Origin of the sequence: Mucilaginibacter sp. L3T2-6, from assembly GCF_030519355.1 — a bacterium.
Taxonomy (GTDB): Bacteria; Bacteroidota; Bacteroidia; order Sphingobacteriales; family Sphingobacteriaceae; genus Mucilaginibacter.
This window is the reverse complement of the sequence record NZ_JAUMKC010000016.1, coordinates 58249-83496: the sequence shown is the minus strand read 5'-3', so window position 1 is coordinate 83496 and position 25248 is coordinate 58249. Positions and strand designations below refer to the sequence as shown.

General features: G+C 44.4%; 29 protein-coding genes. 10 read left to right on the top strand and 19 right to left on the bottom strand.

Annotated features, from left to right (window positions below; translation table 11 throughout):
- Window positions 1-309 carry a hypothetical protein gene (locus Q3W13_RS17355; protein WP_302865894.1) on the top strand — a complete coding sequence of 103 codons (309 nt, stop codon included), beginning with the start codon at window positions 1-3 and terminating at the stop codon, window positions 307-309.
- A 14-nt stretch (window positions 310-323) separates the two neighbouring features.
- Window positions 324-524 carry a DUF2892 domain-containing protein gene (locus tag Q3W13_RS17350; protein WP_302865893.1) on the top strand — a complete coding sequence of 67 codons (201 nt, stop codon included), beginning with the start codon at window positions 324-326 and terminating at the stop codon, window positions 522-524.
- Here the strand turns inward: Q3W13_RS17350 and Q3W13_RS17345 are convergent.
- Entirely contained in the window at window positions 521-1156 is a 636-nt protein-coding gene (locus Q3W13_RS17345) for a Crp/Fnr family transcriptional regulator (RefSeq protein WP_302865892.1), read from the bottom strand. The genes Q3W13_RS17350 and Q3W13_RS17345 overlap by 4 nt on opposite strands.
- An 82-nt stretch (window positions 1157-1238) precedes the next feature.
- Window positions 1239-1829, bottom strand: coding sequence for a TlpA disulfide reductase family protein (locus Q3W13_RS17340; RefSeq protein ID WP_302865890.1), 591 nt, complete (start codon window positions 1827-1829; stop codon window positions 1239-1241).
- 180 nt (window positions 1830-2009) lie between these two features.
- Between Q3W13_RS17340 and Q3W13_RS17335 the strand changes: the two genes are divergently transcribed.
- From Q3W13_RS17335 to Q3W13_RS17325, 3 genes are all read left to right on the top strand, one after another.
- Window positions 2010-2408 (top strand): DUF983 domain-containing protein, encoded by a 399-nt coding sequence (locus Q3W13_RS17335; RefSeq protein ID WP_302865889.1) that lies wholly within the window; start codon window positions 2010-2012, stop codon window positions 2406-2408.
- Window positions 2409-2669: 261 nt separating this feature from the next.
- A complete protein-coding gene (locus tag Q3W13_RS17330) occupies window positions 2670-3782 on the top strand; it encodes a sensor histidine kinase (protein ID WP_302865887.1) in 1113 nt (370 codons plus the stop codon).
- The gene (locus Q3W13_RS17325) at window positions 3779-4513 is read left to right on the top strand and encodes a LytTR family DNA-binding domain-containing protein (protein ID WP_302865885.1); all 735 of its coding nucleotides are present in this window, start codon (window positions 3779-3781) and stop codon (window positions 4511-4513) included. The genes Q3W13_RS17330 and Q3W13_RS17325 overlap by 4 nt, the downstream gene beginning before the upstream one ends.
- A gap of 78 nt (window positions 4514-4591) precedes the next feature.
- On the opposite strand, the gene Q3W13_RS17320 is transcribed toward Q3W13_RS17325, so the two are convergent.
- Window positions 4592-5449, bottom strand: coding sequence for a DMT family transporter (locus tag Q3W13_RS17320; RefSeq protein ID WP_302865883.1), 858 nt, complete (start codon window positions 5447-5449; stop codon window positions 4592-4594).
- A 170-nt stretch (window positions 5450-5619) separates the two neighbouring features.
- On the opposite strand from Q3W13_RS17320, the gene asnS reads away from it, so the two are divergent.
- Window positions 5620-7071 carry an asparagine--tRNA ligase gene (gene asnS / locus Q3W13_RS17315; RefSeq protein WP_302865882.1) on the top strand — a complete coding sequence of 484 codons (1452 nt, stop codon included), beginning with the start codon at window positions 5620-5622 and terminating at the stop codon, window positions 7069-7071.
- A 112-nt stretch (window positions 7072-7183) separates the two neighbouring features.
- On the opposite strand, the gene Q3W13_RS17310 is transcribed toward asnS, so the two are convergent.
- Both Q3W13_RS17310 and Q3W13_RS17305 read right to left on the bottom strand, forming a co-directional pair.
- Complete coding sequence (locus tag Q3W13_RS17310) at window positions 7184-8212, bottom strand: DUF4097 family beta strand repeat-containing protein (RefSeq protein WP_302865880.1); 1029 nt, start codon at window positions 8210-8212, stop codon at window positions 7184-7186.
- Window positions 8213-8399: 187 nt separating this feature from the next.
- Window positions 8400-9032: a DNA-3-methyladenine glycosylase gene (locus tag Q3W13_RS17305; protein WP_302865878.1), complete on the bottom strand. Its 633-nt coding sequence runs from the start codon at window positions 9030-9032 to the stop codon at window positions 8400-8402.
- Window positions 9033-9095: 63 nt separating this feature from the next.
- Between Q3W13_RS17305 and Q3W13_RS17300 the strand changes: the two genes are divergently transcribed.
- The 3 genes from Q3W13_RS17300 to Q3W13_RS17290 all read left to right on the top strand — a co-directional run bounded on the left by Q3W13_RS17300 (window position 9096) and on the right by Q3W13_RS17290 (window position 12720).
- Entirely contained in the window at window positions 9096-10376 is a 1281-nt protein-coding gene (locus tag Q3W13_RS17300) for a replication-associated recombination protein A (protein ID WP_302865877.1), read from the top strand.
- A gap of 129 nt (window positions 10377-10505) precedes the next feature.
- Complete coding sequence (locus Q3W13_RS17295; protein ID WP_302865876.1) at window positions 10506-11981, top strand: DUF5687 family protein; 1476 nt, start codon at window positions 10506-10508, stop codon at window positions 11979-11981.
- A 1-nt stretch (window position 11982) separates the two neighbouring features.
- Window positions 11983-12720, top strand: coding sequence for an ABC transporter ATP-binding protein (locus Q3W13_RS17290; protein WP_302865875.1), 738 nt, complete (start codon window positions 11983-11985; stop codon window positions 12718-12720).
- Here Q3W13_RS17290 and Q3W13_RS17285 read toward each other — a convergent pair.
- The 12 genes from Q3W13_RS17285 to Q3W13_RS17230 form a co-directional block, all read right to left on the bottom strand.
- A complete protein-coding gene (locus Q3W13_RS17285) occupies window positions 12717-14711 on the bottom strand; it encodes a PAS domain S-box protein (protein WP_302865874.1) in 1995 nt (664 codons plus the stop codon). The two genes, Q3W13_RS17290 and Q3W13_RS17285, sit on opposite strands and share 4 nt — an antisense overlap.
- Before the next feature lie 231 nt (window positions 14712-14942).
- Window positions 14943-15290, bottom strand: a complete 348-nt coding sequence (gene rplS / locus Q3W13_RS17280) for a 50S ribosomal protein L19 (protein ID WP_302865873.1) — start codon at window positions 15288-15290, stop codon at window positions 14943-14945.
- Between the two features lie 171 nt (window positions 15291-15461).
- Complete coding sequence (locus tag Q3W13_RS17275; RefSeq protein ID WP_302865871.1) at window positions 15462-15707, bottom strand: hypothetical protein; 246 nt, start codon at window positions 15705-15707, stop codon at window positions 15462-15464.
- Between the two features lie 4 nt (window positions 15708-15711).
- Window positions 15712-16203 carry a hypothetical protein gene (locus Q3W13_RS17270; RefSeq protein WP_302865870.1) on the bottom strand — a complete coding sequence of 164 codons (492 nt, stop codon included), beginning with the start codon at window positions 16201-16203 and terminating at the stop codon, window positions 15712-15714.
- A 43-nt stretch (window positions 16204-16246) separates the two neighbouring features.
- Entirely contained in the window at window positions 16247-16840 is a 594-nt protein-coding gene (locus Q3W13_RS17265) for an RNA polymerase sigma factor (protein ID WP_302865868.1), read from the bottom strand.
- A gap of 140 nt (window positions 16841-16980) precedes the next feature.
- Window positions 16981-17658, bottom strand: a complete 678-nt coding sequence (gene trmD, locus Q3W13_RS17260) for a tRNA (guanosine(37)-N1)-methyltransferase TrmD (RefSeq protein WP_302865866.1) — start codon at window positions 17656-17658, stop codon at window positions 16981-16983.
- A gap of 95 nt (window positions 17659-17753) precedes the next feature.
- Window positions 17754-18161 (bottom strand): hypothetical protein, encoded by a 408-nt coding sequence (locus tag Q3W13_RS17255; protein ID WP_302865864.1) that lies wholly within the window; start codon window positions 18159-18161, stop codon window positions 17754-17756.
- Window positions 18151-18576 carry a VOC family protein gene (locus tag Q3W13_RS17250; protein ID WP_302865862.1) on the bottom strand — a complete coding sequence of 142 codons (426 nt, stop codon included), beginning with the start codon at window positions 18574-18576 and terminating at the stop codon, window positions 18151-18153. The genes Q3W13_RS17255 and Q3W13_RS17250 overlap by 11 nt, the downstream gene beginning before the upstream one ends.
- Before the next feature lie 32 nt (window positions 18577-18608).
- Window positions 18609-18809: a helix-turn-helix transcriptional regulator gene (locus Q3W13_RS17245; RefSeq protein ID WP_302865859.1), complete on the bottom strand. Its 201-nt coding sequence runs from the start codon at window positions 18807-18809 to the stop codon at window positions 18609-18611.
- Entirely contained in the window at window positions 18806-19246 is a 441-nt protein-coding gene (locus Q3W13_RS17240; RefSeq protein WP_302865858.1) for a hypothetical protein, read from the bottom strand. Before Q3W13_RS17240 ends, Q3W13_RS17245 begins: the two co-directional genes overlap by 4 nt.
- Before the next feature lie 425 nt (window positions 19247-19671).
- The gene (gene rimM, locus Q3W13_RS17235; RefSeq protein WP_302865856.1) at window positions 19672-20196 is read right to left on the bottom strand and encodes a ribosome maturation factor RimM; all 525 of its coding nucleotides are present in this window, start codon (window positions 20194-20196) and stop codon (window positions 19672-19674) included.
- Between the two features lie 128 nt (window positions 20197-20324).
- Window positions 20325-20861 carry a 30S ribosomal protein S16 gene (locus tag Q3W13_RS17230; protein ID WP_302865853.1) on the bottom strand — a complete coding sequence of 179 codons (537 nt, stop codon included), beginning with the start codon at window positions 20859-20861 and terminating at the stop codon, window positions 20325-20327.
- A gap of 296 nt (window positions 20862-21157) precedes the next feature.
- Between Q3W13_RS17230 and Q3W13_RS17225 the strand changes: the two genes are divergently transcribed.
- Window positions 21158-22213, top strand: coding sequence for a PAS domain S-box protein (locus Q3W13_RS17225; protein WP_302865850.1), 1056 nt, complete (start codon window positions 21158-21160; stop codon window positions 22211-22213).
- Window positions 22214-22268: 55 nt separating this feature from the next.
- On the opposite strand, the gene pfkA is transcribed toward Q3W13_RS17225, so the two are convergent.
- Window positions 22269-23246 carry a 6-phosphofructokinase gene (gene pfkA, locus Q3W13_RS17220; RefSeq protein WP_302865848.1) on the bottom strand — a complete coding sequence of 326 codons (978 nt, stop codon included), beginning with the start codon at window positions 23244-23246 and terminating at the stop codon, window positions 22269-22271.
- A gap of 277 nt (window positions 23247-23523) precedes the next feature.
- A complete protein-coding gene (locus tag Q3W13_RS17215) occupies window positions 23524-25239 on the bottom strand; it encodes a protein-disulfide reductase DsbD (RefSeq protein WP_302865847.1) in 1716 nt (571 codons plus the stop codon).
- Between the last annotated feature and the right edge of the window lie 9 nt (window positions 25240-25248).

The following is a 25248-nucleotide window of genomic DNA, read 5'->3' as shown; positions in this document are numbered from 1 at the left end:
ATGATGAAAGTATTGGTTGTGCTGGGCATCAGGGAGGATGCTGCACATATAACGGGGTTATTAAAAAAAGCAGGTATAAACGTATTTAGTCTGGTCGATGCCATTGGCGAGCGACCTGACTTTAAAGAGCCGCTTACCGGCGATTGGTTTGCCGCAGGAGGGAGTAATGCAGAGGCGGTAATTGGTTTCAGCTTCACCGGAGCCAGCCAGGCGTCGGATGCACTCGACCTTATAGCCCGGGATAATGAACTGAGAAATAATGGCTTCCCTTTAAGGGGTTTTGTGATGCCTGTTGAAGCTTATATCTAATAAAATTTATTACGATGAAAGAAAGAATTATTAGAGCTGTTGCCGGTACGTTGGTACTGGTTAGCTTGCTGCTTACCTGGTTAGTTGGTCCATATTGGATGTTACTGGGCGCATTTGTTGGCGTAAATTTGGTGCAGTCCTCGCTTACGCGTTTTTGCCCGCTCGAAAAGATATTAGAATGGGCTGGTGTTGATAATCCTGCACGAAAACGTTAAGCTATTCGTTCGATATGGGAACGGTGAATCTTAATGTCGCCACGCTGCTCCATTTTTTTAAGCAGCCGGGTAACCACTTCGCGCGAAGTGTTCAGGTCTGATGCGATCTGTTGATGGGTAACCTTTAACTCGTTGGCGCCAAGCAGCCTGAATTGATTTTTAAGATAAATCTCCAGCCGCTCATCCATGTTTTTAAATACCACGCTATCCAGCACTTCCAGCAGTTCTTCAAAGCGGTGCCGGTAAGTTTCCACAACAAACCGGTACCAGCTTTTGTAATTTTTCATCAGCTCTTCCATATACTGAACCGGTATCATGATGATAGTAGAATCTTCGACCGCCCTGGCCATTATCTCACTTTCCCTGGCCGTAGCAGCGCAGATCATCGACAGCGCACAGGCATCCCCCGGCTCCAGGTAGTACATGAAAAACTCGTTCCCGTCATCGCCTTCCCTGTATATTTTAATACGTCCTTCAGCAATCAGCATTGTGTTTTTTAGATACTGACCGCTGCGCATCACTGCAGTGCCGGCAGGAATGGCTTTTACGGCAGCCACATTGGCAATAAATTCTTTAAGCTGGCTATCCAGTTCCGGAAAATGATCATGAAGCAGGTTGGATATGGCTGACATAGGCGGGGAGTTTACAGCACAAAAATAACAAAAAAGACGGGATGGGCCCATGCCTCACAGACGTTAGCCTATTATTGGCCAGTCACGGAGCCTGCAACAGCTTATTTAAATAATCGTAAAACGCCTTATCCGAATAATCGGCGGCGCCTTCATGCCTGGCAACTATTTGTCCATGCTTATTAATAATAAGGGTGGTTGGGATGGAGCCAGAAAACACACCCTCCGGCAACCCTGTATCAACCTGGTAAACCGGGAGGCCGTAATGATGATCCTTCATAAATGCCGATGACCGGGATAAATTGCCATCCACGTCTACGGGCAGCACCATTATACCCGCATTGTTCTGGTAATGGCGGGACATTTTATCGATTGAGGGCATTTCGGCTATGCAGGGAGGGCACCAGGTTGCCCAGAAATTAACTATCAATACTTTACCCTGCTGCTGGCTCGTTTGCAGAATTTCCCCGTCTGCTGAACGCAACAAAATATTTAATGCCGGTGCTGTTTTTGCCGGAGCGGTGCTTTCGGTAGGGGCGCGCATCAATCCCAGCTTCAACATACCCATTATCAGTATTGCTTTTGCCTGCGGACTGACTATAAGGACAATTGCAATCAGCACCATCACTAAGTTAGCCACATTCTTCCGGGTTAGTAACAATTTTAACCTGTTCATATCTTATTCTTTATTGCAATTAAGATAAACATTCTAAAGCAAGGGGTCCAACCGGGCGTTAATAGATGACCAGTATGCATGGAGGCTCTAAATTACCATTGCAACCGCATTAAAAAAGGTGACAATTGTCACCAATCAGGAAAAACCATATTTTTATTTTTGTAGCAAAAGTCAGAAAGTATGGAAGCTAACAGATCCCCCAGGTACATTCCCTTATTACCTGCATTAATAAGCTACAAATGTCCGAAATGCCGGGTCGGTAAGGTATATGAGCACGGCCCATACAGGTTTTTCGATAACAAAATACGTAAACAATGCGCCCATTGCGGGTTGGTTTACGAAAAAGAACCAGGCTATTTTTATGCAGCCATGTATGTAGGTTACGCTTTTGTTGTTGCAGAACTTATTACTTCCGCTGTGGCGATTGCCGTGTTGACCGGAAGCAATAATCCCTGGCTTTACCTGGTAATCATGCTAAGTTTCGTAACAATTCTTTCCCCCTTTAATTACCGTTATTCCCGCATGCTGCTCCTGTATTTTCTTACACCCGGTCTACGCTATCATCCCGAGTTGAGTTAAATAATTACTTCTATCACGATGAACCGGTGCGATAAGACGGATTGTTGCACTAACTGAGTTTTTACCTTTTTTGGCCACAGGCACTGTGCTCATGTTTGCGCATTTGTGCCTTAACATAAGAGCAGTCCGGCATTTCGTTTATCTTTTGATACCACAATTCTGAACGTTTTACTATGGGCATGAACCGTTTGTTTGCAGGCGTTTTTGTTACGTTCGTCGTTTTTTTATTGGTGTAATAAACATAAAGTGGCAAATTTACTTATGCCAATAATTAAGATCACCGATTTGTTATACCCGAAAACGCTGGCCCGGATTGCCCTGCACGCGGCTTTTTGGGGATTGCTGTTTGTGCTGCGGTTTTACCTTACCTTGATCACATTTAATGTTTACAGCGGTTTTCCTCCACCAACATTGGCCCTGTTGAGTTTATTCAGCACAGGCCTTGTGGCTGCTTTTTACTATGTGCTGACTGGGGTTCTTTGGAAGCATCTTCTTCGTAAAAAAAAGTATGCTAAAACTTTTGCTTTACTAATTATACTATTGATACTTTATACAATAGCTGACACCATCACGGAACGCATTTTGTTAAAAGCCTGCCCGGACTGTATGATTACCTTAGCAAAGCATCAGCCTGGTTATTACAGTTTAATCCGGTCGGATATTACCAGCATTGTGCTGAAGCGCTTATTGAGTTTTGGGACGCCATTTTCGCTGATATTGACGCTTTTTATTCCTTTATGTATTAAAATCGCTGTAAATGCCTACCGCAGCAGTATAGATAGCTTAAAGCTTGCAAAAGAAAATATTCAACTGGAATTTAATTTTCTTAAGGCACAACTAAACCCTCATTTTTTATTCAACACCATGAATAACATTTATGGCCTGATCATGAGTGGTGATAAAGACCGATCCGCCAATCTTGTATCGCGTCTTTCTGAACTGCTGCGCTATATACTGTATGACTCGAACGAAGATAGCATGCCGGTAACAAAAGAGGTTAAATTAATCAATGATTATATTGAGTTGGAAAAAGTAAGATTGAATTTTACAAAAGTGGTTTTCGATTGCAGCATGGATGATACAGGTTATGAAATAGCGCCATTGTTGCTGATTCCGCTTATAGAGAACGCATTTAAGTTTAGTCCGGACGAACCAGGGTCGCTTATCAGTATTTTTTTTGACATATTGAATGGACGGCTTCGCTTTACGGTTGAAAACGATATTGACCGGCAACGGAGCGGCTCCAGGCACGGCGGCATCGGTTTAAAAAATCTTGAGAAAAGATTGCGGCTTTACTACCCGGAGGACTACTCATACGAGTCTTCGATAACTGGACCAACTTATTCAGCGGATTTAACAATACAGTTAGTATGAAAATAAAATGCATGATAGTTGATGACGAGCCGATAGCAAGAGATATCCTGAAAACTTATATCGATCGAATCCCGGAAGTTTCGCTGGTAAAAAGCTGTATTAATGCAGCTGAGGCCTATGAAGGCTTACACGAATACGCCGTCGATCTGGTTTTCCTGGATATTCAGATGCCGGTTATCAGCGGTACAGAGTTTCTGCGCTCGCTAAGGAAACCGCCCCTGGTGGTGTTTACAACTGCCTATTCGCAATATGCTGTAGAAGGTTTCGATCTGAATTCGGTCGATTATCTGCTAAAGCCCATTGTGTTTGAACGTTTTTACCAGGCAGTGCAGAAAGCTATGGAGCGGATGCAAAACCATACGCAGTTGCCAGGTAAAAAGGAGGATGTACCCGATTACCTCTTTATCAGGCAAGGCAGCAAGCTGATCCGTGTAAACCATAGCGAGATCAGCTACATACAGGCTGAACGTGATTTTTGCTCGGTATATATTGATAATAAGCGGCTGTTGGCCAGTCTGCATCTTAAGATATTGGAAGATATGCTGCCGCAGAACAAATTCTTCAGGGTACACCGTTCATATATCGTAAATATGGAAAAGATAGCAGCAGTTAAGGGCAATATTATTGAATTAAACAATGCCGAAATACCAATAGGGGCTAATTACCGGGAGCACCTTTTTAAGAAACTCCATATTAACGCAGGCAATCCAGTCCGGGATGCGCCGCGCTAGGCACGATGTTTTTTGGCAGCACTATGATCACAGTTAACTGCAATGAGCGCCCCCATTTTATGAATATTATATCTAAAATTACACTGCCACATTTCTCTTCTTCAAAAATGTTACGGCGATACCCGCCAATACAACAGCGCTGCCAATAATCTCATTTATTTCCAATGTCTCCTTTAAGAACCAGATCGCCAAAAAGCCGGCTATTACAGTTTGGCTCAATAATGCAATAGATACCTTTGTGGATTCCAAAAAACGCAGGGAATGATTGATCGTTAACCAACCGGCCAGCTGGCATAACAACCCCATTCCCAGGAAACACAGCCAGCCTGACACCGGGAAATGAATCATCTCAACACCCATTACCAAATTTACAATAAGCAGAAAAATACTACCGGCAAGCATATTGTAAAACATAAAGGTTATGGTGCTGATGTTTTGCAGAATGCCGCGAGTTATAATGATGTAAATGGCATAAAACAAACTTGCCAGTAGGGCCAGAGGAATACCTATGTTAAACTGCAGCGACAACAAATGCTTATAACCAACCAGTATCACCATGCCGGCTATCGCCAGACCAGTTCCAATCCAGAACAACTTGCCGGCTTGTTTCTTAAATAAAATCCAGGTGATCAGCCCTACCCACACCGGTGCAAGGTTAGCGATGAGTGTTGATACCGTCGCCGATATTTTAATGAGCGACAGGTTCCAGACCGCAATATCCGATGCGAAAATAATACCGCCAATAAGAGCTACTATCAGATCTCTTCGCGCGATCCTTAAACTTTTATTAGCGACGCAATAGGGCAACAAGCAAAGCCAGGCAATGAAAATGCGGTAAAACCCGGAGGTAATGGGTGAAGCGTCGGTAAGCTTTACAAATATGGGCGAAAAGGATATGCAAAGGATGCCTATAACGAGGCTGGCTTTTGGATTCATGATGGGCAAACTTAGCTAAATAGGCAACGGTATTGAAAGGAACCGGATATTTTTAAGCCGTTATTGCCCAGGGATAATAAAACGCATACTGTCAATTCGGTAATTCTGTTAATTCCGGTTCAGACAAACAGCAAATTATCGTATTTTTGAGCCTCAAAATACATGAATATATGAGCCAGCGGAAAAAGATTAAAGCATTACTAGAGAGCACTGAAACAAACGTTGAAATTACTGTTAAAGGATGGGTACGCTCGTTCCGTAATAATCAGTTCATTGCTTTAAATGATGGCTCGACCAATAATACACTGCAGGTTGTTGTTGATTTTGAAAATACAGATGCTGCCCTGCTGAAACGCATAACCACTGGCGCGGCAATTAGTGCGACAGGCTTATTAGTAGAGTCGATGGGCAAAGGTCAGCGTGTAGAACTAAAAGCAAAGGAAATTGAAATATTGGGCGATTGTGATCCGGAAAGCTACCCGCTGCAATTGAAAAACCGCCCGAGCCTTGAATTTTTGCGGGAGATCGCACATCTTCGTTTCCGTACCAACACATTTGGCGCGATCTTCAGGGTGCGTAACAGCTTGTCATTTGCTATACACCAATTTTTCCAGGAGAGAGGATTTGTCTATCTGCATACACCAATTATTACTGCTTCGGATGCGGAAGGTGCAGGCGAAACTTTCCACGTTACCAACTTTGATTTGGCTAACCCGCCAAAAACTGACACCGGAGAAATTGATTTTTCTGAAGATTTTTTTGCCAGGCCAACCAATCTTACCGTATCCGGCCAACTGGAGGGTGAATTAGGCGCCATGGCCCTGAGCGATATCTATACTTTTGGCCCAACTTTCCGTGCTGAAAATTCAAATACCACCCGTCACCTGGCTGAATTTTGGATGATTGAGCCCGAAATGGCATTTTATGATCTGAATGACAACATGGATCTGGCAGAAGCGCTGTTGAAATACGTCATAAAATATGCGCTGGACAAAAATGCCGACGACCTGGCATTTTTAAGTCAGCGTTTAGCCGAGGAGGAAAAACAAAAGCCACAGCAGGACCGTTCAGAAATGTCGCTTATCGAGAAGCTGGAATTTTGTTTGAACAACGATTTCGAGCGTCTTACATATACCGAGGCCATCAATATACTAAAGGAATCTACTCCGAATAAGAAGAAGAAATTCCAGTACCTGGTTGAAGGCTGGGGCACTGATCTGCAGTCGGAGCATGAGCGTTACCTGGTTGAAAAGCATTTTAAAAAGCCGGTAATATTAACCGACTATCCTAAAGCAATAAAGGCATTCTACATGCGCCAGAACGAGCCGGATGCAAATGGCAATGAAACTGTCCGCGCAATGGACATCCTGTTCCCTGGTATCGGAGAAATCGTCGGCGGTTCACAACGCGAGGAACGCCTCGACAGGCTGGAGAAACGTATGGACGAAATGGGCATACCTAAAGAGGAACTCTGGTGGTACCTGGATACGCGTCGTTTCGGGGCCTGCCCGCATGCAGGTTTTGGCTTAGGCTTTGAGCGTTTGGTATTATTTGTAACCGGTATGGGTAACATCCGGGATGTGATACCGTTCCCCAGGTTTCCTAAAAACGCAGAATTTTAATTTTTTGGATTTTACCGATAGGGAAAAGATCACACGATTGTATAAAAACAAGAATGGCCGACTTGTCAAAAAGCCGGCCATTCTTGTTTTAGCAGGTAACGGGTTATCCTGATTAATTGAACCTGATATTAACGTTGCCGCTTGATGCATGGGCCTCAACCGGAATGCCGCCGCCATTCAAGGCGCCGCGAATATGGTTCCTGTTCCACTCGCCGCTAAAGTTGGTGAGTTTTAACTGGCTAACCTGCTGGGCAGCGATGTCAAGGTTAAAGCCCTTTGTTGGCAAAACCAGGTCGATGCTGCCGGAGCTGGCGCGCAGTTTAACGTACTTTCCTGTACCTTTCATTTCGGCACGGAGGTCGCCGCCGCTGGTACCGGCGTCAAGGCTGCAGTTCATATTCCTTAAATCTATGCCGCCGCCAGAAGTGTAGGTTATTAATTCACCTTCAATATTTCCGCCATTAATCCCTCCACCGCTGGTATGTGCGTTGATGGTACCTTTCAGGTCATTCAATTCAAGGCCGCCGCCGCTGGTTACTAATGAGATCTTTCCGGTACAATTCCTGGCGTCAATACCGCCGCCGCTGGTATGCAGGTCGATATCGTCTCCGCAATCACGTACGTTAATGCCGCCGCCACTGGTACGCCCGCGGATCACACCGGTTACCTTTTCAACGTCAAGGCCTCCGCCGCTGGTCGAAAATTCTTCGTTCCCCTTCAGATTGTCGAGACTGATCCCTCCGCCGCTGGTTCTTAAATGGGTAGATACCGCCTGCGGCACATATATCTTGAAAGAGATGCTCAGCTGGCGTCTCCAATTTACGAAATTATGTTTGTTTTTAACGGTAGCGCTTAGCTCATGGCCGTTTACGTCTATATTCACCAGGTAGTCTTCTTCCAGGCGTTTGGCGATTTCCTGCTTTGATAATTCCTGGTTGTTGTTGCTCTTGATGTAAACTTCAATACGAGGTGATTGTCCGCTCTCACCGCTCACCATAATACCGCCGGCGGAGGTGGATACAACAACATTGTTGATGGCATTGTTAGCTAATGATTTGGTGAGGTAGGGCGTTTTATCGGTCTGGGCTAATACTGCAGCGCTTTGGCATACTACTAGTAGTAAGGTTAAGTATGTTTTCATAACATTCGGTTTGTTTAATGTAACAGACTACTATTTTGATGCTTGCGTTGCACCAAAGGCAAAATTTATTATTTAGATAAAAGAATGCTGCAAAGTTTTTCCGAATACACGAATTTTGAAAGCGGTGGGGCATGAAAGGAGAATTCCTGATAAAACTGCCGGAATTTTCGAGCCCCCGGAAGTCCGGCTATTTCTTTGTTCCCGGCGCCGATAAATAAAAATGCCACAGTAACATAGTGGCAATGGTTCGGTATGGCTGCCATTGTTCCGCTACTTGCAAAATCTCCTCACGTGTTGCAGCTAACGGAAGATTTTTTACCCGCTTTAAGGCATTTACTGCTGCCAGATCGCCGATTGGAAACACATCGGCATGTTGCAAAACAAATATCAGGTAGATATCGGCCGTCCAGTTACCAATGCCTTTTAAAGCTGTTAGCTTCAGGCGAACTTCATCGCCGGGCATATCTTCCAGGGCTGATAAATCCAGTTGCCCGCTTAATAACGCTTCCGCCAAATATCGCAGGTAGATAGTTTTCTGGCGGCTTACGTAACAAGCCCGCATTTCTTCGTCACTCAATAAAAGCAGTTTCGCCGGGGTCAATCCTCCTAAACGTTCTTTCAATTTATTGAGAGCCGCCAGCGCGGATGCCAGAGATACCTGCTGCTCCAGGATGATATGCACTAACGTCTCATAGCTGTTCGGCCGGTTCCAGAAAGGCGGATAGCCGTGATTATCAAGGATAGTGGCGAGGTCGCTGTCGCGTTTGGCGAGCTCATCGCAGAGGAAATGGTGAGTATCGCGTGTAAACTTATTGCTCATGTTATTGTTTTAAAATTACTAACTTTTTTAGGATATGGCGTTTTCTTTTGCGATTTTTACCCTATGAACAACCTGCCGCCTTTAGCGGAGCGTATGCGTCCGAAAAGTCTCGACGATTATGTGGGTCAGAAACATTTGGTTGGCCCGGGTGCGGTATTGCGTAAAGCTATTGAATCGGGCTCATTGCCGTCGATGATATTCTGGGGACCGCCAGGCGTAGGTAAAACTACGCTGGCTTATATCATCTCTCAAACGCTCGATAGGCCATTTTTCTCGTTGAGCGCTATCAATTCGGGCGTAAAAGATGTGCGGGAAGTGATTGAAAGGGCCTCGGTCTTAAAATCAGAAGGCGAGGCATTGCCGGTTTTATTTATCGATGAGATCCACCGTTTCTCCAAGTCGCAGCAGGATTCTCTTCTTGGCGCTGTAGAGCGCGGCATCGTTACACTGATTGGCGCCACTACAGAAAATCCATCCTTCGAAGTGATCTCGGCGTTGTTATCGCGCTGCCAGGTTTACATTTTACAGCCTTTGAACGAAGACGACCTGATGGGTTTGTTAGTCAAAGCAATGAAGGAAGACGAAGTACTGCAGAAAAGAAACATCGCCATAAAAGAAACTGAGGCCCTGCTACGCCTTTCCGGGGGCGATGCACGCAAGCTGCTGAATATTTTTGAGCTGTTGGTAAGCGCCTTTACCGAAAAGAAAATTACGCTTACAAACCAGAATGTGCTGGAACATGTGCAGCAAAATATGGCACTGTATGATAAGACCGGTGAGCAGCATTATGACATCATTTCCGCTTTTATAAAATCCATGCGCGGCAGCGACCCTAACGGCGCCGTGTACTGGCTGGCGCGGATGATTGTTGGGGGTGAAGATCCGTTGTTTATTGCGCGCAGGATGCTGATATTGGCTTCGGAAGATATTGGCAATGCAAATCCTAACGCCCTGTTATTAGCGCAAAGCTGTTTTGAGGCGGTGAACAAAATTGGCATGCCCGAATCGCAATTGATTTTATCGCAAACTGCTATTTACCTGGCTACATCAGCCAAGAGCAACTCAGCAACCACGGCAATTGGCGCTGCTATAGCGATGGTTAAGGAAACCGGCGACTTGCCTGTACCGCTGCACCTGCGTAATGCACCTACCAGGCTGATGAAAAATATCGGCTACGGAAAGGATTATAAATACGCCCACAGCTACGCAGGCAATTTTACTGACCTTGATTTTTTGCCCGACGCTATAAAAGGCGCCAAGCTTTATGAGCCTGGTAACAATCCGCGCGAAAATGAAACCAAAGAAAAATTAAGAAAGCTTTGGGGCGAGAGATATAAATATTGACTTATTACACTTTCAGAAAATTGTTTTAGGATTACACCTGAATCCAACACTTATTTTTATCAAATTTGCCTGAACGCCCCTAAACTGCGTTTTTTTGCCTATCATTACCCTTATTAACTAATCGCATTTATGACGTCGACTTTTCTTCGGCATGAGTTAAAGGCCTTTTGGCGTTCCAAAAATACCGGTAAAAGCATTGCTGTGCGTATTGTTATGGGCCTGTTGATTTTATATTTCCTGGCTATTGTTAGCGTTATCGGCTTTGGTCTCGATAAATTTTTAGAAAAAGCTGCGGGAAAGGATATGATGATCACTTATTGCGGTATCATATTGTTGTATTATTTAACCGACCTTTTTTCCCGCCTGCAATTACAGGACTTGCCTACATTACGTGTACAGCCATACTTGCAGCTGCCGGTAAAACGGAACTCACTGGTTCGCTATCTTGCATTTACTGCGCTTTTTTCGGTATTTAATCTTTGGCCCTTTTTGCTGTTCGTGCCTTTTGTTTTTAAGGTTATTGCGCCGGTATCAGGTGGCCTTGCCGCTATAGCTTTCATTGCTTCCATAGCAGGGCTTACCGTTTTTAATAACTATTTGGCCCTTTATTTGAAAAGAAAAGCGAATTTAAACGGCTGGATATTTTTAGTTGCGGCCGCCGTAATCATCCTGATCGGCTTATCTGATTTTCTGTGGCATATTTTTTCAATACGTAATTTTTCTTACCTGTTTTTTGGCAACTTAATTCACTATCCGGTACTGGCCATTGTTCCCGTAATACTAGGAGCAGCTATGTATTATCTTAATTTTTTATATCTGAAGGATAATCTTTACCTGGAAGAACTTGGCTCCCGTAAAGTAGCCAGATATAAAAACAGCACCGATTATCCCTTACTTAATCATTTTGGCAATATCGGAGATCTGGTGGGCAATGAACTTAAACTGATATTCCGTAACAAGCGGTCCCGCTCAGCGTTTATTATGGGCTTATTCATCATGTTTTACGGACTCATATTTTATACCAATCCAAAAATGAGCGGCGAGGGGTATAAGGTTTTTGTAAGCATGTTTATGACCGGTATTTTCATCATTAATTACGGGCAGTTTATGTACAGCTGGCAGGCTTCGCATTTTGATGGGCTGCTGGTGAGCAAAGTAAACTTCGTTGATTTTTTGAAGGCCAAGTACCTGTTATTCACTATTATTTCGACACTGTTTTTATTGCTTACCACTCCCTATGTTTATTTCGGCTGGAAAACGCTGGTGATCGAGATTATAATGTATATGTGGAACATCGGCGTAAATACCACTATCGTGCTGTTTTTTGCGAACCGTAATTATAAGCGTATGGATCTTTCCAGGGGCGCTGCATTTAACTGGGAAGGCATCGGCAGCAATCAGTGGATTTTATCGCTCCCTTTATTGATTACGCCATTCCTCATCTACGGCCCCCTGGCATTGCTTCACCAGGCCAATACCGGGCTGGCCCTCCTGGGACTTATAGGCTTGACAGGCGTACTTACCCGCGGTTTCTGGATTAACAAGCTGGCGGCCGATTTTTACAATAAACGTTATACAATAGCAGAAGGGTTTAGAAACAAATAATATGATTGAAATTAAAAACCTTAAAAAAGTTTATGGCGGCGCTGTCGTCGTAAACGTTCAGGAATTAAATATAAATAAGGGCGAAAGCGTCGGCCTGGTGGGTAATAATGGCGCCGGAAAAACTACGATGTTTCGAATGATGCTCGACCTGATACGGCCAGATGCCGGGCATGTATCATCAAATGGCGAAAATGTGGCCGGACATGAAAATTGGAAGAATTACACGGCTTCATACCTTGATGAAGGTTTTTTGATTGATTACCTTACTCCCGAGGAATACTTTTATTTCATAGGTAGCCTTCATCAGCAAAGCCGGGCTCATGTAGATGATTTTATGGCAGGGCTTACCGATTTTTTCAACGGGGAAATTTTAAAAAAAGGCAAATATATTCGCGATCTTTCAAAAGGTAACCAATGCAAGGTTGGCGTAGCTTCATGCCTGCTGCAAGGTCCGGAATTGTTGATGCTGGATGAGCCTTTTGCCAACATAGATCCAAGCACACAATTCAGGTTAAAAAGCATTTTAAAGGACATTAATAAAAACCGGGGCGTAACTACGTTAATATCAAGCCATGACCTAAATCATATCACTGACGTATGCGACCGGGTGCTGTTGATGGAAAAAGGAAAAATTATTAAAGATATTGCCACTAGCTCATCAACCTTAAATGAATTGGAGCAGTATTTCGGCGTCGGGCAGATCGCCCCGGGAAATGCCGCTGAAAGGGAGCAGCGTTAATCTAAAGGGATCTCAAAGAAAAATACGGAGCCTTTATCCACCTCACTTTCCACCCATAACCGACCGTTGTGCCGCTCTATAATCTCTTTACTTATAAATAAGCCAATGCCCAGGCCCGATATATGGACCGCCATGTCTTCTACACGGTAAAAGCGCGTAAAAATGCGTTCCTGCTGGCCTTTATTTATTCCGGGGCCGAAGTCGCGTACCGACACAAGCGCTTTATTTCCGTCTGCCGACACTGAAATGTCAACGGCGCTTGCTCCCGGGGAATATTTTATGGCGTTTGACAATAAATTAATAATTACCTGCTCTATGCGCTGCCTGTCGGCGGTCACGCTAAGGTTATCAACCGTTGAGTTAAGCCTCAGTACATGGGTGCTAGCCGAATATTGTATAAGCTCTGTAACCTCATTGACTAATTGCACCAGGTCGAATTGGGTAAACGACAGCGGCAGTTGTCCGGTTTCAATTTTCGATACATCAAGCAGGTCAGATATCAGCCCGGTAAGTTTATTAATTTGCACCAGGGCTTTTTCTATAAAAGATTTATTAGCATCACCTTCAGGAAGGCGGCGGTTAATAATCTGAAGGTAGCCACTCAGGCTGGTCACAGGTGTCTTTAACTCGTGGCTGGCCAGGCCAATAAATTCATCCTTTTTGGAATTAAGCTTACGGATCTCTTCATAAAGTGTCGCGTTTTCAAGTGCTATGGCTGCCTGCTTGGCCACGCTCTCAATTAAGTGCTCATGGTGAACAGTAAACTTACCCCGCTGAGGGTGACCATAAAAAAGACCACCAATCACCTCGCCTGATTTAGAAATTACAGGTACAGCCAGGTAGCTCACTACCGGCAAATGGCCTTTTGGCTGACCATAATGCGGTGCGCTTTTGCCATAACGCGGGTCTTTGGTAATGTCGTCAGATCTCACCGTTGCCTCGCCACTGAATGTAGGATGAAAAATAGCCGTATTGCGCGGCATACTAAATTTCTCAAAAGCCTCTCTCGGGGCGCCCGATAAGGTATAAAGCATGTATGATTCACCGCGCTCATCCACCTTATTATAAAAAAATGCACCAAACGCCGCACCTGTTACCTGTGTGGTAACATCCGTTACCTGCTGCAATATTTCCTGCACATCCAGGTGTTCAGAAATCATATTATTTACGGTATTCAGCGTTTCAAGATTATTGGCGTAACGCTGCAGACTTTCTTCGGCATCTTTTTGTTTTGTAATATTCCGGGCGATTTTTGAAGCGCCTATTACCTGTCCATTTTTGTTTTTTATTGGCGATATCGTAAGCGAAACGGGTATTTCTGTATTGTATTTAGTGAGGCGGTAAGTTTCGTAGTGTTCAACTTTTTCACCCTTTTTTATCTTACTGATAATTAAATCTTCTTCCTGCCTGCGGTTATCGGGTATAATCGTCATGATGGATCTGCCTACGATCTCGGCTTCACTATAACCAAACATTCTTTCGGCCGAGTGGTTCCACGTAGTAATAATACCCTCGAGCGTTTTGCTTACAATGGCATCTTCGGACGATTCAATAATAGCCGCAAGCATTGCCTGTTTGTTTTCGCTGCTGCGTTTTTCTGTAACGTCAATAAGGGTATTGATTCCGCCTGTAACCTCGCCGGCAGCATTGAAAACCGGAACAGGATGCGACTGTACATATAAGCGGTCGCCGTTGGGCCGTTGAACTATAATTTCGTCGACATTACCCCGTACGCCTGAAGCTACTGTTCGTGCCAGTGGACTATTTTCCGGCATGACCTCCTCGCCGGTAATTGTAAATATTCTACTGGCGGTCCATTTGTCCCCGGCCTCCGGAATACGCCCCCAAAGTGATTCAGCCGCTTTATTAAATGAAGTAATTTTACCCGATTTGTCGCAGGTATATATCGCGATAGGCAGATTCTCGAACAAAAGGAAATCAACCGGGTTATCCGCAGGCGTGCTTGGATTATAATCTTGCTGGTTTATCAATGTTAGGGACTTTACACCACTGTGTCTGATGAAACACAAAACATTCCTGATTGTTTTAACCGGAAATTAAAATCATGCATTTGTTAAAAAGATAGCGAGTTAGCCGTTATGGGAAGGATAGCGAAGTACCGTTCTGTGTCGCCGCAAAAATTAAAACAGCAAAAAGCCCTTCCGGAATACCAGAAAGGCCGTTGTGTATCGTAACTAACTACCTTTTTGAGGTCAGTGTAATTAAACTCGCTTTGATTTGATGCGGGCTGCTTTGCCGGTAAGATTACGCAGGTAGTAAAGTTTTGCACGGCGAACTTTACCAAAGCTATTCACTTCGATTTTGTCGATATTTGGCGAGTTGATCGGGAAAATACGCTCTACACCAATTCCATTTGATACTTTACGAACAGTAAAGGTTTCAGTGCTTCCGGCGCTGTTGCGCTGAATAACTACACCCTGGTAAACCTGGATACGTTCTTTATTTCCTTCCCTGATTTTATAATGAACGCTTACCGTATCTCCTGATTTAAAAGATGGAAGTTCTCTTTTCTCTACTGATTGTTCCTCAACAAATTTTACTAAATCCATGATTTTTAGCTCTTAAAGCCGATTTTTAGCCCGTAAAAATCGGATTGCAATTATAGAGATTTTTTTTAATATAAAAAAGGGGGATTGTAAATTTTTTTGTGCGCGGTTGATTATGTTGGATTGAGTTGATTAAGTCGCCGTGTTGTGATGTTGCTAACAACCCTATATAATCTATTCAGCGCGTTCAGTCTTTTCCACTTTTGCCTCCGTAAAATACCCGATAACAGAATAAACCACCCCTATCAGCAGCAGGTTAAAAACAAAGTTAATGAGCGTATCGCTAACTGAATGCGAACGTTTGTCGATGTCGATAAACGTATAAACCGCATAAACAACGGCAATGACGAACAACACCCAGCCGGTCACTGATGCGGGTTTATAAAATATTCCTTTGCGTGTAAACCAGTTTAGCCTCATGATCTTAATTTTTAATAGATATGGATTCAGTCATTGCAAAGCTTAAAAAAGCAAACAGTATTGCTATGCTAATCAAGATAAGCACAATGTTTAACATTTTTATTTTTATGGTGATATTCAATTCGCGCGCCTTGCTGCGATCAAGGTCCATCCGCTGAAAGCTTACATGTGTGATAGCCAGTGCATTAATAATGATGCAAATAACCGGCAATAACAGGAAAATGACCGGAGCAAAAAAAACCATGCCTTTTATATTTTCCAGGCCTGCTATCTGGGTGAACATCGATCCGAACCACCCCGCCTTAATATGAAAATAGTAATACATTAAAACACAAAGCAAAAAATAGCACGGCACTATTATCAGCCAAACACCCAGCGCCGCCGAACGCTGCGCATTCATGATGGCCATTTTTACCATGCCGGGGTGCTGCGCCGGGTTTACTTCAGGTACTTTCAGGGTCTCCATTTTCTTTAAAAATTCGTTTTCCTCTTTCATGTTAATTACCCTTATAATGCAAATGCAGTGATTAGTTGCAGCGTTAAAGCAAGTTTCTTAATTTTTCAAGCCCGCGCGATAGCAGCGACTTTACAGTTCCTTCATTTTTATTTAGTATGGTGCTGATCTCGCTATTGGTTTTCTGCTCAAAATAGCGCAGCGCAATCACTTCCTGGTACTTAATATCCAGCCTCAGCAGATTGGCGCGTATCTCGTTAAAGTCGGCAAAGGCCTGCAGCTCTCTTTCCATTATTTCGCGTTCATCATCGCACGGCTGGTGCAGCAATTTTTCCATTTGCGGGTTCTCCAGCAATTGCTGCAGCGACCGTGGCTTGTATTTACTGTTGCGATAATATTGATTCAGCTCATTGGTAGCGATGCGGTAAAGCCAGGCGGAAAGGCTGATGCCCCGGTAACGGAAGCTGCCGATTTTCAAAAATGCTTTAAGAAAAGTTTCCGCGGCAATGTCTTTTGAAAGGTCGTAGTCGGCCGTGCGGCGCAATATATAGCCGAATATCGGTTTATACCAATAATCAAACACCTGTCCGAAGGCAGCCCTGTCGGTACGGCATTCTTCAATAAGATGTTCTTCCTGCTGGCGGTTCATGGCTGCAGCACTATAATGCAAGGGGTGCATTTTGGTTGCAATCTAAATTACACTTTTAGGTTGAATAGACCTTTAGCGCATGCAGCAAACGCTGGAGATTTAATGCTGTAAACATTACTTTGTATGGATAGTTGGTGTGTATGCAACACGCCACTGCGGTTTGCAATTTGTCACTCTTCCAACAAATCAGGCCTTCTTGCCCTGGTCCTTTCAACGGCCTGCTCAAAGCGCCACTTTTCAATTTCGGGGGTATTGCCGCTGAGCAGTATATCAGGTACCTTATGGCCATTCCAATCGGCGGGGCGGGTATAAACAGGGGCGTCGAGCAGCCCATCCTGGAAGGAATCCGATAGCGCAGAGGTTTCGTCAGACAGCACGCCGGGTATCAACCTCACTACTGCGTCCACCAATACGGCAGCTGGTAATTCGCCGCCAGACAATACATAATCACCGATGGATATCTCGCGTGTTACAAAAATGTCGCGTATGCGTTGGTCTATGCCTTTGTAGTGACCGCACAGTATAATGATATTTTTTTTTACAGACAGCTGGTTGGCAATTTGCTGGTTCAGCGTTTCGCCATCGGGCGACATGAAGATCACTTCGTCGTATTCGCGCGCGGCCTTTAACTTTTCTATACAATTGGCAAAAGGCTGTATGGTCATTACCATGCCGCTGCCACCGCCGTAGGGATAGTCGTCTACGCTTTTTTGTTTATGGTCAGAATAGTCGCGCAGGTTATGCACCACGATTTCCGAGAGCCCTTTTTTTTGTGCACGCTGTAAAATGGAGTGGGCAAAAGGACTTTCGAGCAGGCCCGGCAAAACCGTGATGATATCAAAACGCATGGGGCAAAGATAACTCTTTCGGAGGTGAAAGCTAAAGGCGGAAGCCGAAAGGTTTTAATGTAGTTCCGGTAAAATCAGCCTATATAATTTGTAAATCAGTGTGAATGCAGCGGCCTGCAAATCTCCCAGTGATGCCCGAAAGGGTCGATGTAGTGGCCAAGGCGATAACCATAATGCTGGTCGGCAACCGGATAAACTTCAATAGCGCCTGCTGCCTTTGCGCTGGCGGCAACGGCATCCGGATTAGCAACGATCAGCCCCATTCGTATAGGAATGGCTCCGCCTACGGGTGTATGCTCATTATCTGCAGCGCCGTCAGCCACAAAAAAACGCGCCCCTTCTATGGAAAGCTCTGCGACAATAGCACCATCCGGGGTGCTCACACGCATTAGCTCTGCTGCATTAAAAGCCTTTTTATAAAATTCCACCGCGGCAATACCGTTGCTTACCGACAGCGTTGGCCGTATGGCTGTTTCAAAATTTCCGTTTACGTTATTTTCCATAATTGCCGCTTGTTAAAATATCAGGATCGATGATCTTCTCAATAGTCCAATGATGCCCAAACGGATCGGTAATACTGCCCTGCCGATAACCGTAATCATAGTCTGTTACCGGCGAGGTGATCTGACCGCCGGCGGCTTCGGCCTGGGCGACCGCCGCATGTACATCATCTACCATTAAACCGATAGCAACAGTTGTGCCGTTGTACTTATCCGGGCTGAACCCGCCATTATGTGCAGTTTGCTCATGAATGTGAAAGAGTGCGTCATCAATGGTAAAACCGGCTACATGTACCGAGCCGTCATCATTGTTCAGCCGCCACAATTCAACCGCATTAAAGGCTTTGCTATAAAAGCTGATATCGGTTATTCCATTCGGGATGATCAGCTCCGGCGCAAATGTCGTTTTAGTTTTCATATACTTTTCGCTTGTATTATTTCCTGATTTTTTTAATCCCCATCTTCCAGTATGAATATTTCTTCAAGCGGTTTGCCAAATACCCGCGCTATTTTTAATGCCAGGATAGTCGAGGGCACATATTTATTACTCTCGATAGTATTAATTGTTTGGCGGGACACGTTAACGGCTGCTGCAAGTTCGGCCTGCGTAATGTTTTTTATGGCCCGCTCAATTCGTATCGTGTTCTTCATAACCCAGCCGTTTCGTTTGCCGGGCGGTTAAGCCGATAGATAAGCCACCTGAAACGTATAATAAAAAATAATAAGGGTACCCATAAATTCAGTTCCAGGATGTGCACTGTATCACCGATAGCAACCAGGCTGACAAGCAGGATACTATAATTGATATAAATAGCCCAGCGTAACGAGTTGAGCCGCAGCTGCCATATTTGCTCATCTTCGATTTTTTCTCTCGCAAATGCTACAAAGAAAAGCCCGAGCGTCATTAAGAGCGCAGTGGCGATAAAAAATAAATGCTCAGAATTGAAAAGATTTTGCGCTGCGGTTGGTTGGTCCAGCGCATTGGTCATGCCCTGGCTGCGGCCTATAACTGACAGTGGCACATGCGCAATAACACATCCCCAGCCCAAAAATCGAAACCAATAAGGAAAAAGGAAGCCCGATTTCATTTTGTAAAGGTTAATTTACCAAATGTAAAATAAACTTTACATTCAATCAAGTAAATTTTGTAAAAAGTGGAAATCTAACTGCTTAATGAATTACCGATGGGCTGAAGCTTATCTTTCTAATAATCACCCTTCGTCGAAAGGTGTTCCGTTTTTCTCAACACCGAACACCCCGAACGCTGTATAAAATGTTAATAATCAGCTTTTTGCAGTTTTACCATTTTTAAAAAAAGCTGACTTACAGTGATTTATGGAGGGGGCCAGGCTTACGCTTTTCGCAGCCGGAAAAATGGAGAGTAATTGATAATCAATATCATACAAGACCAAGGTATTTGTACTTGTAATGCGTTGCATACCCCCATCGAATAGCGAACAAGCTTTTATACTTTTATGAAGTTGCATTCTTAAATATGATAAAACAGATCTGATTACCCCAAATAAATATCCAATAATCCTTCGGGCAAATCAACGTATAGAATTTCTTTTACTGCATCAATGCCCTTTATTACTTCCGCATTCAAAGGGAATAGTACTTCGCAGTTTTGATAGTTAACGGTGGCCAGTATTTGCTGGGGATATTCCTGCACGTCCGTTATTTTGCCCAATTCACCTTCGTGGTCGTCTATGGCGGTAAAGCCTGCCAAATCGAATAGGGTAAATTCTTCTTTTTTCTTTTTAGGCTTCAGCTTATTGGGCAGATAAATATCTTTTTTTGCAAGCGGCGCAGCTTTTTCAATAGTATCCACATCCTCTAAAACCAGGTAGGCCGCGTTTTTTTGCAGGTATTTCATCGAACTGATAAAATAAGGCACCAACTTGCCGTTGATTTCCAGGAAAACCGAGTTGAATTTTATCTTCCCGATGTCGTCAAAATCTATATAAGCATGCAGCTCACCTTTCAGCCCCTTGGTTTTTACGGTACTGCCTATGCGGAAACAATCATCTGTTGTCATGATGAAGGCATTTCAACCATAGCTAAGGGCTTTAAACCCATCGTGATGGTTATAACTTTGATATATTAAAACAACAATGGCGAAGAACCCTAGGTCGCTTCGCCATTATAATTAGTTTGCTATAGAAATTATTCAGCAGCTGGTGTTTCTTCTGCAGGTGCTTCAGTTTCAGCAGATACTTCTTCTTCGGCAGCAGCTTCTGGTTCCGGAGCGTTTTTAGCAGCAATTGCAGCGGCTTTAGCTTCCTTCTTCTTAGCTTCAGCAGCTAAGGCAGCTTTTTTAGCTTCTTCTTTTGCGTTCACCAGGCCTGTTTTCTTTCCGGTGATTTTTCCTTCTTTAGCGTCAAGCCATGCCTGGAATTTCGATTCAACCTGCTCTTCAGTCAATGCACCTTTTTTAAGGCCGCCCTGCAAGTGTTTTTTGTACAATACACCTTTATAAGAAAGGATTGCACGGCAGGTATCGGTTGGCTGTGCGCCATTGTTCACCCAATCAAGCGTTTTATCGAAGTTGATGTCGATAGTTGCAGGGTTGGTGTTAGGGTTGTATGAGCCTAAACGCTCAATAAAACGGCCATCACGCGGCGCGCGCGCATCGGCTACCACGATGTAATAAAAGGGCTTGCCTTTTTTACCGTGTCTTTGCAATCTGATTTTAGTTGCCATTGTTTAATTTTATGTATTCAACATTATCCCCGGAGTTCTTTCTGCGGGGAGGCAAAGGTAGGGATTTTTATTTATTATTTAAAAATCTCATTAAGATTAGTTTATCAGTAGTAAGGCGCCTCAAATGGTTGTTTATTATTCGGCGGCCTTACTAAGCTTTGAACTATTTTTGATGCAAGGCCTTCAACATTTGATCACAAAAAACCAAAAACCTCTTTCAAAAACCAACTGTAATCAGTACTATCGCAAAAATAATTGTTATTTTTACAATATGCCCAAGGGACTTAATTTAATATATGCAGGATTTACCTCTTAACGGACTTGGGTTCTTTTTTGATGATCACCCCAGCCCGATGTGGGTTTATGATATAGCCTCCCTGCGCATTTTAAAAGTAAATAATGCAGCAATCCGCAGCTACGGTTATAATGAAGAAGAGTTTTTATCGCTTACCATTCGCGATTTAAGGAGTAAGGAAGATGTAAAAGAGCTTGAAAATCACCTTGATGAAAATAGCGTAAACCAAGCTGCAACCAAAGGTATCGTCCGCTCAGGCATGTGGAAGCATAGAACGAAAGCGGGCCACGCTGTTTACGTTGAAATTACCAGTCACGATATACAATATAAAGATACGAATTGCCGCATTGTGGTTGCTGCTGACGTAACTGATAAATTGCGTTACCAGGAAGAAGCGCTATTACGGGAGCAGGAATTGATCGGCACGAAAAACAGCCTTGAAGCCCTGATTAATAACACCGAAGACCAGATCTGGTCGGTTGATAAAGAAACCAGGTATGTTTACATGAACCAGGCTTACCGCAGCCGGGTTGCACATTTAACCGGTGTTGCGCCCCGGCCCGGTGATTATTCCTACCTGCATTCGGGATATAATGAGGATTCGGTTAATGCCTGGAAGGGTTATTACGCCCGTGCGCTCGCCGGCGAAGCATATTCTATTGTTAGTGAAAGCGTAGCCCCGGATACTGGTGAAACGCTATCGTTTGAAGTGAGTTTTAACCCCATCTGTACGTCTAAAAATGAAATAATTGGCGTGGGCTGCTTTGCACGTAACATTACAGAAAGGCTCAAGACCGAAAAAGCCATTATTGAGCAGAACGATCGCCTGCGTCACATTGCCTCATTAACTTCCCACGAGCTGCGACGCCCGGTAGCCAGTTTATTGGGCCTCATTGCTATTATGGACAGGGTGAACTTTTTTAATCCCGACAACAGGGAAATTATAGAACATCTGCTAACGGTGGGCAATGAAATTGACGAGGTTATCCGTCTTATCGTCGATAAAACATTTATGGGGCAAGGCGGCAATTCGTGGGAGAAATATCAATCGCCGTGAAACAACCGCTGATTAAAAAATGCACCGGTTTAGCCTGATCATTTCCCGGAACCGGTTATATCGCCAAAATCTCAACGATCTTTAAAAAGTCAGGATTGATTTCGGCAATGTGCTTGGTGGCGTGCTCGAATGGCGTATACACAATATCGTTATGTATCAAGCCAACCATCTCGTTACGACGGCCGGCCATTAAAGCTTCTACCGCGGCAACCCCCAGGCGGCTTGCCAGTACGCGGTCCATGCACGATGGCCTGCCGCCGCGCTGTATGTGGCCCAGTACAGACACGCGGGTATCGTAATTCGGAAAACGCTCTTTTATCTGGCGGCCGATTTCGAAGGCATCCCCTGCTTCGCCGTTTTCGGCGAGCATGATAATTTTTGAGGATTTATCTTTACGGCCGCTTTCCAGTTTGTCATAAACAGACTGTAGGTCGGTTTTTGTTTCCGGGATCAGGATGGTTTCTGCGCCGGCTGCAATGCCGGTACGCAAAGCGATCAAGCCCGAGTCGCGGCCCATCACCTCCACAATAAACAGCCTGTCGTGCGATTCGGCCGTGTCGCGGATCTTATCAACAGCGTCGATCACCGTATTTATAGCAGTATCGTACCCTATGGTAAAGTCAGTGCCGCAAAGGTCGTTATCGATTGTACCGGGCAAGCCGATCACCGGAAAGTCAAATTCTTCACCAAACACGCGCGCACCGCGAAAGGTACCGTCGCCGCCTATGGCTACAAGCGCATCTATGTTGTGTTTTTTTAAATTTTCATGGGCTTCATTACGTCCTTCAGGTGTTCGGAAGTAGTCGCTGCGGGCTGTTTTCAGCATGGTACCGCCGCGCTGCAGTATGTTAGCTACCGACTTGCGGTCCATTGGGAACAGATCCCCTTTTATCATACCCTCGTAACCGCGGCGGATACCGGTTACATTTATGCCATAATAAATAGCCGAACGCACAACCGCCCTGATGGCGGCATTCATGCCCGGCGAGTCGCCGCCTGAAGTAAAAAGCCCTATGTTTTTAATTTGCGTCATTTCGTATTTGGCGCTGTTCGCTGTGTAAAGAGTCCGAAAAACAATGCTTTAATAACGCAAAAACAGTGGATTAATGATACGTTTTTAAAGCCGCCGCGAATTTACACTATTTTTTGATGATAGGGGAGGGTTTTTGTAAAAGAGGATATACCCCGTATAACAAACTTTGTCATTGGCGAGCAAGATACAAGCAAGGCAACCTCGTCGGTATATCTGGCGGATTACAAAACGACAGGATCGCTTGTACCTTGCTCAATGACAAAAATGCAAGACTGTGCTATTGTTTGCTCTTATAGGCGGCCAAACCGCTTTCTAAATATTTAACGTAATTATCTACGTTAAAATTTGCGCCTTGCGGCGGTACCAACACATTGCCCTCGCTATCAGTGATAACATAATATGGCTGTGAGTTAGTATTGAACTTAACCGTTTCGTAGTCGCTGTTTTTACCGCCAACGGTAGTAATTTTCTTTCCACTATAAGTCGATGTATACACCTCATTTGGGGGAAGCTGCGCTACTTTTTCATCCACATATAGTTCAAGCAGCACAAAGTCGTTTTGCATATGTTTTCGCACGCGCGGGTCTGGCCACACATCGTTTTCCATCTTACGGCAATTTGCGCAATTCCAACCGGTAAAGTCAATTAAAATTGGCTTTTTAAGCTCCTTAGAAACCTGCAATGCCTGATCATAGTCATACCATTCATTCAGGCCTGCATGCTTCCCGCGTTCAAATACTTTTTCGTATTTCTTTTCTTTGATGGATACGTTTTGAACAGGCTCGGCAGCAGTACCGGCGCTTATTCTCGAAAGATCGAAATCCTGTGTTGCAGGTGGGGGCAAAAAGCCGCTTAAAGCTTTGAGTGGGGCGCCCCACAAACCGGGTATCATGTAAAAAGTAAAGGCAAATACAATTATCGCTATAAAGGTGCGTGGTACAGAAAGGTGCGGCAAGTCGTCGTCATGCGAAAACTTGATCTTGCCTATCAGGTACAAGCCCATCAATAGTGCCAGTGCTATCCACAAAGACAAAAATATCTCCCTGTCGAACCAGTTCCAATGGTATGCCAGGTCGACGTTGGATAGAAACTTAAGTGAAAAACCGAGTTCCAAAAAGCCCAGTACAACTTTAATGCTGTTAAGCCATCCGCCTGATTTAGGCAGGCTTTTTAAAGCTGACGGGAACAAAGCAAACAGCGTAAATGGCAAAGCAAGCGCCAGCGAAAAGCCAAACATACCCATAGCCGGTGCAAGGCGGTCGCCTTTCGTGGCGGCAGCGGCCAGCAGGCTGCCAACCAGCGGACCGGTACATGAGAACGACACAACTACCAGTGTAGCAGCCATAAAAAATATCCCGATAATGCCGCCTTTTTCTGAGTTCTGATCCAGTTTATTAGCTAGGGAGCTTGGAAGATTGATTTCGAACGCGCCCAAAAAAGAGATGCCGAATACGATCAGCAACAGGAAGAAAAATATGTTAAATATTCCGTTGGTTGCCAGGGCATTTAACGCATCGGGGCCGAAAATTAAGGTTATGATCAGACCCAGCGACACATAAATTACGATGATTGACAGCCCATATAAAAGAGAATGCAGGATACCCCTGGCTCTCGAACCGGTTTTTTTGGTAAAAAAGCTTACCGTTAACGGCAGCAAAGGGTAGATACATGGCATAGTAATGGCCAGTAAACCGCCCACGAAGCCGGCAATAAATATCTCCCATAGTGTCTGAGATTTCTCTGCGGCGGGTTGGGCTGTTGTTATCGTAGCCTGTTTCTTTTTTAGTTCAGCTTGTTTTTTCTGAAACTCCTTTGCGCTGTCTGCCGCTGTCGGTATATCCGTAAATTGCACATCAGATGTGGATACGGCGGTATCGGACTTTTTATTCTGAAAAGCTTTAACTGGTTTTACACCGAGTGCGAAGAACACAACAAAGGCGACCAGCAGGAACAGTCCGGTTTTTATGGCGCCACGGCCTTTAAATAACTTCATTGCTGCCTT

Excerpts from the sequence above, each read along its gene's own strand:
- Q3W13_RS17355 (WP_302865894.1), top strand. The coding sequence starts at position 1 with ATGATGAAAGTATTGGTTGTGCTGGGCATCAGGGAGGATGCTGCACAT.
- Q3W13_RS17350 (WP_302865893.1), top strand. The coding sequence starts at position 324 with ATGAAAGAAAGAATTATTAGAGCTGTTGCCGGTACGTTGGTACTGGTT.
- Q3W13_RS17345 (WP_302865892.1), bottom strand. The coding sequence starts at position 1,156 with ATGTCAGCCATATCCAACCTGCTTCATGATCATTTTCCGGAACTGGAT.
- Q3W13_RS17340 (WP_302865890.1), bottom strand. The coding sequence starts at position 1,829 with ATGAACAGGTTAAAATTGTTACTAACCCGGAAGAATGTGGCTAACTTA.
- Q3W13_RS17335 (WP_302865889.1), top strand. The coding sequence starts at position 2,010 with ATGGAAGCTAACAGATCCCCCAGGTACATTCCCTTATTACCTGCATTA.
- Q3W13_RS17330 (WP_302865887.1), top strand. The coding sequence starts at position 2,670 with ATGCCAATAATTAAGATCACCGATTTGTTATACCCGAAAACGCTGGCC.
- Q3W13_RS17325 (WP_302865885.1), top strand. The coding sequence starts at position 3,779 with ATGAAAATAAAATGCATGATAGTTGATGACGAGCCGATAGCAAGAGAT.
- Q3W13_RS17320 (WP_302865883.1), bottom strand. The coding sequence starts at position 5,449 with ATGAATCCAAAAGCCAGCCTCGTTATAGGCATCCTTTGCATATCCTTT.
- asnS (WP_302865882.1), top strand. The coding sequence starts at position 5,620 with ATGAGCCAGCGGAAAAAGATTAAAGCATTACTAGAGAGCACTGAAACA.
- Q3W13_RS17310 (WP_302865880.1), bottom strand. The coding sequence starts at position 8,212 with ATGAAAACATACTTAACCTTACTACTAGTAGTATGCCAAAGCGCTGCA.
- Q3W13_RS17305 (WP_302865878.1), bottom strand. The coding sequence starts at position 9,032 with ATGAGCAATAAGTTTACACGCGATACTCACCATTTCCTCTGCGATGAG.
- Q3W13_RS17300 (WP_302865877.1), top strand. The coding sequence starts at position 9,096 with ATGAACAACCTGCCGCCTTTAGCGGAGCGTATGCGTCCGAAAAGTCTC.
- Q3W13_RS17295 (WP_302865876.1), top strand. The coding sequence starts at position 10,506 with ATGACGTCGACTTTTCTTCGGCATGAGTTAAAGGCCTTTTGGCGTTCC.
- Q3W13_RS17290 (WP_302865875.1), top strand. The coding sequence starts at position 11,983 with ATGATTGAAATTAAAAACCTTAAAAAAGTTTATGGCGGCGCTGTCGTC.
- rplS (WP_302865873.1), bottom strand. The coding sequence starts at position 15,290 with ATGGATTTAGTAAAATTTGTTGAGGAACAATCAGTAGAGAAAAGAGAA.
- Q3W13_RS17275 (WP_302865871.1), bottom strand. The coding sequence starts at position 15,707 with ATGAGGCTAAACTGGTTTACACGCAAAGGAATATTTTATAAACCCGCA.
- Q3W13_RS17270 (WP_302865870.1), bottom strand. The coding sequence starts at position 16,203 with ATGAAAGAGGAAAACGAATTTTTAAAGAAAATGGAGACCCTGAAAGTA.
- Q3W13_RS17265 (WP_302865868.1), bottom strand. The coding sequence starts at position 16,840 with ATGCACCCCTTGCATTATAGTGCTGCAGCCATGAACCGCCAGCAGGAA.
- trmD (WP_302865866.1), bottom strand. The coding sequence starts at position 17,658 with ATGCGTTTTGATATCATCACGGTTTTGCCGGGCCTGCTCGAAAGTCCT.
- Q3W13_RS17255 (WP_302865864.1), bottom strand. The coding sequence starts at position 18,161 with ATGGAAAATAACGTAAACGGAAATTTTGAAACAGCCATACGGCCAACG.
- Q3W13_RS17250 (WP_302865862.1), bottom strand. The coding sequence starts at position 18,576 with ATGAAAACTAAAACGACATTTGCGCCGGAGCTGATCATCCCGAATGGA.
- Q3W13_RS17245 (WP_302865859.1), bottom strand. The coding sequence starts at position 18,809 with ATGAAGAACACGATACGAATTGAGCGGGCCATAAAAAACATTACGCAG.
- Q3W13_RS17240 (WP_302865858.1), bottom strand. The coding sequence starts at position 19,246 with ATGAAATCGGGCTTCCTTTTTCCTTATTGGTTTCGATTTTTGGGCTGG.
- rimM (WP_302865856.1), bottom strand. The coding sequence starts at position 20,196 with ATGACAACAGATGATTGTTTCCGCATAGGCAGTACCGTAAAAACCAAG.
- Q3W13_RS17230 (WP_302865853.1), bottom strand. The coding sequence starts at position 20,861 with ATGGCAACTAAAATCAGATTGCAAAGACACGGTAAAAAAGGCAAGCCC.
- Q3W13_RS17225 (WP_302865850.1), top strand. The coding sequence starts at position 21,158 with ATGCAGGATTTACCTCTTAACGGACTTGGGTTCTTTTTTGATGATCAC.
- pfkA (WP_302865848.1), bottom strand. The coding sequence starts at position 23,246 with ATGACGCAAATTAAAAACATAGGGCTTTTTACTTCAGGCGGCGACTCG.
- Q3W13_RS17215 (WP_302865847.1), bottom strand. The coding sequence starts at position 25,239 with ATGAAGTTATTTAAAGGCCGTGGCGCCATAAAAACCGGACTGTTCCTG.